Genomic DNA, 6312 nt, shown 5'->3' with positions numbered 1-6312 from the left:
GGCGGCGAGCTGCTCGCCCGAGGCGGCGTGAGCAGGAAGGGCCGCCAGGGGCCCGAGGGCGCTCGCCACGGACAGGGCCGCGGCCGCCAGGGTTCGACGCGTGACATTCATGTCGGGATCAGCCTTCTCTAGTTTGATTTCCTCTCCGCCGCCAACGGCAAGTCCATAACGCGGCGCCGCTTGGTCGGTTGCGGGCCGGCTTTTTGCGACCCCCCTTCGCCGTTCCGTCATGGTAGGTCGCTAGGGATCGGGAGGACACGCGCGTGGCGAACCAACTGAACCAGATCCAGCACATCGTGCAGCTGATGCTGGAAAACCGCTCGCTGGATCAGATGCTGGGCTTCCTGTACGCCGACAGCGGCAACGTCTCTCCCCAGGGGTCGCCGTTCGCGGGCCTCACCGGCAAGGAGACCAACCCCGACGACACGGGCCAGCCGGTCACGGTCTTCCAGATTCAGCCCACCGCTCCGCACCCCTACGAGATGCCGGGGGCCGATCCAGCCGAAGGTTTTCAGAACATGAACCTTCAGCTCTTTTCCGCCAACCCCCCGCCCGCGGGCGCGACGCCGACCAACCAGGGCTTCGTGGTCAGCTTCAAGGGCGCCATCGCGTCGGATCGCGCCAAGGGCTACAAGGACACGTCGCCCGACGTCACGCCTCCCGACATCATGGGCTCCTACACCCCGGCGCTGCTGCCCATCCTCTCGGGCCTGGCCAAGGGGTTCGCCGTCTGCGACGTCTGGCACTCGTCCGTGCCATCGGAGACGATCCCCAACCGGGCCTTCGCGGCGGCCGGCACCTCCCAGGGGCACGTCTCGAACTCCGTCAAATCCTTCACCTGCCCGAGCATCTACGGCAGGCTGTCGGACAAGGGGGTGGACTGGGCCATCTACGGTTACAGCGCCGCGCCGCTCACCCGCACCGACTTCCCGGATACCAAGAGCGCCAATGCGAGCCACTTCGGCCTGTTCACGGACTTCCAGAAGCGGGCCGCGGCCGGGACCCTCCCGCCCTACACGTTCCTGGAGCCCAGCTGGTCCGCGGCCGGCAATAGCCAGCACCCCAACTATGACGTGGCGGCCGGCGAGGTCCTGATCCACGACGTTTATACGGCCTTGAGAAACGGGCCGGCCTGGGCCTCGACCCTGCTGATCATCACCTATGACGAGGCCGGCGGAACCTACGACCACGTGCCACCGCCCGCCAACGCCACGCCGCCGGGGGACGGAACGGTGGGCGAGCTGGGCTTCGACTTCACACGCTTCGGCGTGCGCATTCCCGCCGTGCTGGTGTCGCCTCTGATCGCGGCGGGCGCGGTCTACCGCGCCGCCGGCCCGATCGACCACACCTCGGTGCTGAAGACCATCCAGGAGCGGTGGGGAACCGCGACCCTGACGGCCCGCGACGCAGCCGCCGCCTCGCTGGCCGACGTCCTCACCCTGACCCAGCCCCGCACCGACGATCCCTTGCAGGGCGTCGCGCCGCCGGCGGCCAAGGTCATTTCGCCCGGCGATACGGCGCCCTCGCCGTTGGAGCTGATCCATGCCGAGCGGGTCGCCGCCCTGCCGATCAGGAACGTTCACGGCATGTACGAGGAAGCCTCTCCCCTACCCCCGCTGCACACCAGCGCCGAGGTCACGGGGTTCATCAACACGCGCATGGCCGCCTGGGACGCGCAGCTGGAGCGCCTGAAGGGGGGCTAGCTTCCGTCGCCCAGGCGGCAGGGCTTCACCCACCAGTCCGGCCGCGCCTGCTCCAGGCGGATCGCCAGCCGCCACGCGTCGACCGCGTCGGCGCAGAGGGCGAAACAGGTCGCGCCCGAACCGGACATCCGCGCCAGCCGGGCTTCGGGCGCAGCGGCGAGGATCTCCAGGACCTCGCCGATCAGGGGCTGCAGCGCCACCGCCGGCGCCTCCAGGTCGTTGCGGGTCGCGGCCAGGAACGCGGCGACCGCCTCGACTGTCGTGAACCGCGCCGGCAGGACGGGAGGTCCGGCGCCGCCCGGCGCGCCGGCGGCGTCGTAGGCGCGGTACACCGCCGCGGTGGGCGAGGGCGCCAGGGGGTTGACCAGCACCGCGTCCAGCGCCGGCAACGGCGGCGCGGGGCGCAGGACGTCGCCGCGCCCGGTGGCGATCACTGGGACAGACTCCAGGCAGGCCGCGACGTCCGCCCCCAGCCCGCGCGCCAGGTCCATCAGCACCGCGTCGGTGGGAACCGGCAGACCGGCAGCCTCGAGGCGCCGGCGGACGAGCGCCAGGGTGGCGGCGGCGTCGGCCGATCCGCCCCCCAGCCCGGCGGCGATCGGAAGCTGCTTGTCGAGGGTCAGGCGAAACCCCGGAGCCGCCAGGCCCCTCAGCAACTGGTCGCGGGCGCGAACAACCAGATTGTCGCCATCCAGGCCCAGGGTCTCGGCGAACGGCCCCTCCAGGGCGAAGTCCATCGCCCCGGCGGGCGCCAGGCGCACCACGTCGCCGACGTCGGCGAACACCATCAGGCTGGAGACAGGATGGTAGCCGTCCGCGGCCGGCGCCCCGACGTGCAGGAACAGGTTCACCTTCGCCGGCGCGAATCGCTCCTCCACCCCGCCGCGCTCGCTATTTGGCGGCGACGACCGGCGCGACGGGACGATCCAGCCCCGACGCCAGCTTGGCCTCCACTTCCGCCTTGAGCTTGGGCGTCGGGTCGAGGGTGAGGACCCGGCGCCACTGGAAGTCCGCCTCCGTCTTGCGGCCCACCTTCCAGTACGCGTCGCCCAGATGGTTGTTCACGTCCGGATCGCCGGGTTCGAGGACGACGGCCTTCTCGAGCTGATCGACGGCGGCGGGATAGTTTCCCATCCGGTAATAGCCCCAGCCCAGGGAATCGATCATCGCCCCGGACTGCGGCTGCAGGTCAACCGCCTTCTCGACCATGGTCATCGCCTCGGGCAGTCTCACGCCCCGGTCGATCCAGGAATAGCCGAGGAAGTTCAGCAGTTCCGGCTCGTCCGGACGCATCTTGAGGGCGATCTGCAGGTCGCGCTCGGCCTCGGCCCAGCGGTTGCTCTCCTCGTAGTCGACCGCGCGCATGTAGAGCAGCTTCCAGTCCACCGCAGCGCCCTTGGCCGCGATCAGGCCATCGAGCACCTTGGCCGACTCGTCGTACCGCTCGTCGGCCCGAAGCAGATCGGCCAGGGTGACCTGGGCGTCCTCATCCTTTGGGCTCTGGTTGACGGTCTCGCGCGCGGCGGCGAGGGCCGCGTCCTTGTCTCCGGCCGACTGGTAGCTCCACGCGAGCTTGATGCGGGCCGCGGTATACTGGCTCGCGCCGGCCTTCACCCTGGCGTAGGCCGCGCGGGCGCCGAGCGCGTCGCCGTTGGTATCGAGCACATCACCCACCAGCAGCCAGGCCTCGTCTCGCGTCGGGTCGAGCCGGAGGGCCAGGCGCAGATAGGCCAGCGCGATCTCCTCCTGCTTTTCCGACAGAAGGGCGGTGGCCGGCGCGATCAGCGCCTCGGCCGCGATTGTCCGCAGCGAGGCCATGGGCGGCGCCGGCTTGCGTCCGGCGGCGCGAGCCCGGGCCGCCGCAAGCTCCGGCCCATCCTTCTTGGCCGCCAGGGCGGTGTCGTAGATGGCGACGGCGTCGGCGCCCCGGCCCCGTCGCTCGAGCATCTCGCCCAGGCTGAGGCTGGCGATGCCGCCGGGGTCGCCCTTGGCGATCAGGGCGCGGAACGCCGTCTCCGCCTCGTCGTAGCGCCGCGACCGTTCAAAGAGCTTGCCCTGGTCGAGGTTGGCGAAGAACTGCGCCACCGGCTCGCCGTTGATCACCGGATGGACGATCGAGGCGTCGGCCTCGCCGGCGGCGGCGGCGGCGAACGGGGTCAGCAGCGCCGCGGCCGGCTCGTTGGGAGCGCCGGCGTCGGGGCCGGTGAGGATCGCCTGCGCCAGCTTGGCCTTGCCAGTCGACAGGGCCTCCACGGCGCGCACCAGAGCGCCGAGGTGGCGCAGGCCGCTGTCAGCGTCGGGGCCGGTCGGCGCCAGCGCCGCGGCCTGGGTGATGTCGCCGGCCAGCAGGGCCGAGGTGAAGGCCCGCGTAGCCAGCAGCGGCCGGTCCTCCGGGTCCATTCCGGCGGCCTTGGCGAAATAGGTCTCGGCCGAGGCGCTGTCAGCGTGGTTCACCGCGGCCTGGCCGGCCAGGTACTGGCCGTAGGATGAGGCCTCGCCGTCACTCTCCAGGGTGGTCTGAACCGACTTCGATGGGCCCATGGCCACGCTGGCGCAGCCGCACAGCAGAACCGAGGCGAGGCCGACGATCAGGAAACCGGGAGCGCGCATAGCCGACACATGGCGCGCAAACCGATCCGCCGCAAGGCGCGGCGAACGCGCGCCCTCACATGTTCGGGTAGTTGGGGCCGCCACCGCCTTCGGGAGTCGTCCAGACGATGTTCTGTGACGGATCCTTGATATCGCAGGTTTTGCAGTGAACGCAGTTCTGGGCGTTGATCTGGAACCGCGGATTGGCCCCCGCGTCGTCGTACAGCACCTCATAGACCGCCGCCGGGCAATAGAGCCGCGCCGGCTCGCCATAGAGCGGCAGGTTGACCGCGATCGGCACGGTCGGGTCGACGAGCTTCAGGTGGGACGGCTGATCCTCGTCATGGTTGGTCGCCGACAGGAAGACGCTGGAGAGCTTGTCGAAGCTGAAGACCCCGTCGGGCTTCGGATAGGCGATCGGCTTGAAGTCCTTGGCCAGGCCCGTGGCGGCGGCGTCCGTCTTGCCGTGTTTGAGGGTTCCCAGCGGCGACCACCCGCCGGTCCAGCTGTTGATGTGCATATCGGCCACGGCCAGGGCGCTGCCGATCCAGCTGCCGTACCGCGACCACAGCGGCTTGGCGTTGCGCACGAGTCGCAGCTCCTTGTTAACCCAGGACGATTCATAGGCCGACTGGTATTCGCCAAGGACGTCTCCGGCGCGTCCGGCCTGGATGGCGGCGAATGCACTTTCGGCGGCCAGCATGCCGGTCTTCATGGCGTTGTGACTGCCTTTGATGCGCGGCAGGTTGACGAAGCCGGCCGAACACCCCGCGAGCACCCCGCCCGGGAAGGCCAGCGCCGGCACCGACTGGTAGCCGCCCTCGGTGACCGCCCGCGCGCCATAAGCGACGCGCTTGCCGCCCTCCAGATATCGCCGGACGGCCGGATGGGTCTTCAGCCGCTGAAACTCGTCGAACGGCGAGAGCCACGGGTTCCTGTAGTTGAGGTGCACGACGAAGCCGATGGATACGTAGTTGTCCCCGAAGTGGTACATGAAACTGCCGCCGCCTGTGTCGCCTGAGAGCGGCCAGCCGACGGTGTGCTGCACCAGTCCTGGCTCGAACACCGCGTCCGGAACCTGCCAGATCTCCTTGAGGCCGATGCCGTACTTCTGCGGGTCCCTGCCGGCGGTGAGGTCGAACTTCGCCTGGATCTGCTTGGCCAGGGAGCCGCGGGCCCCCTCGGCGATGAAGGTGTATTTGGCGCGCAGCTCGAGCCCGGGCTGGTAGTCGGGCTTCTTCTCGCCGTCCTTGCCGACCCCGAACACCCCCGCCACCACCCCGGCGACCGCGCCGTCCTCGGCGTAGACCACCTCCGAGGCCGCCATCCCCGGATAGATCTCGACCCCCGCGGCCTCCGCCTCACCGGCCAGCCAGCGGCAGACGTTGGCCAGGGAGGCGATGTAGAAGCCGTGGTTGTGCATCAGGGCCGGCATCGGCCACATCGGGATCGACAGCGATCCGTGGGGTCCAAGCGCCACATAGCGGTCCTTGGAAACCGGCGTCTCCAGCGGCGCGCCCTTGGCCTGCCAGTCCGGGATCAGCTCGTTGAGCGCCTTGGGGTCGATCACCGCGCCGGAGAGGATGTGGGCGCCGACCTCCGAGCCCTTCTCCAGCACCGCGACCGAAATCTCCGAACCGGCCTCCTCCGCCAACTGCTTGAGGCGGATGGCCGCCGACAGGCCCGCCGGGCCGGCCCCGACGATGACCACGTCGTAGTCCATCGTCTCGCGCTCGACGGCTTCGCTCACGGCAGGGCTCCCTTTGGTCTTCCTCGCTGCGCCTTAATCGAAGCGCCAGCGGAGGCGGTCAAGGAGAAAGCTCACTCCCCGCCGGCCCGGCTCGGGTGTAGGGTGTACGGAATGTCCCCCGAACCGCGCGCTCTCGAAAGCCTGCTCGCCTTCTGGACGGCGTGCGGGGTGGATACCCTCCTTGCCGACACGCCGGTCGACCGCACGGTTGTGCTCCCCCGCCCCGCAGCCGCCCCACCCTCCCCGCAACCGACCCCGCGCGCCGCCGGC

General features: G+C 70.1%; 4 protein-coding genes. 1 reads left to right on the top strand and 3 read right to left on the bottom strand.

What is annotated here, in order from left to right; genetic code table 11:
* Positions 1-263 precede the first annotated feature (263 nt).
* On the top strand, positions 264-1703 hold the full coding sequence (locus VNW53_RS09715) for an alkaline phosphatase family protein (RefSeq protein ID WP_325555352.1): 1440 nt from the start codon (positions 264-266) through the stop codon (positions 1701-1703).
* On the opposite strand, the gene VNW53_RS09710 is transcribed toward VNW53_RS09715, so the two are convergent.
* Genes VNW53_RS09710 through VNW53_RS09700 form a run of 3 tightly spaced genes read right to left on the bottom strand, consistent with a single transcriptional unit; the run spans position 1700 to position 6042 of the window.
* Positions 1700-2581 (bottom strand): 4-(cytidine 5'-diphospho)-2-C-methyl-D-erythritol kinase, encoded by an 882-nt coding sequence (locus tag VNW53_RS09710; protein WP_325555350.1) that lies wholly within the window; start codon positions 2579-2581, stop codon positions 1700-1702. The two genes, VNW53_RS09715 and VNW53_RS09710, sit on opposite strands and share 4 nt — an antisense overlap.
* 13 nt (positions 2582-2594) lie before the next feature.
* Positions 2595-4313: a tetratricopeptide repeat protein gene (locus tag VNW53_RS09705; RefSeq protein WP_325555349.1), complete on the bottom strand. Its 1719-nt coding sequence runs from the start codon at positions 4311-4313 to the stop codon at positions 2595-2597.
* 55 nt (positions 4314-4368) lie between these two features.
* Positions 4369-6042, bottom strand: a complete 1674-nt coding sequence (locus VNW53_RS09700; protein WP_325555348.1) for an electron transfer flavoprotein-ubiquinone oxidoreductase — start codon at positions 6040-6042, stop codon at positions 4369-4371.
* Between the last annotated feature and the right edge of the window lie 270 nt (positions 6043-6312).

Source organism: Phenylobacterium sp. (assembly GCF_035569475.1).
GTDB lineage: Bacteria > Pseudomonadota > Alphaproteobacteria > Caulobacterales > Caulobacteraceae > Phenylobacterium.
This window is presented reverse-complemented; position numbering and strand designations above follow the sequence as displayed.

What these genes read in the sequence shown, in the direction of transcription:
- VNW53_RS09705 (WP_325555349.1), bottom strand. Translation starts at nt 4,313, where the DNA reads ATGCGCGCTCCCGGTTTCCTGATCGTCGGCCTCGCCTCGGTTCTGCTG.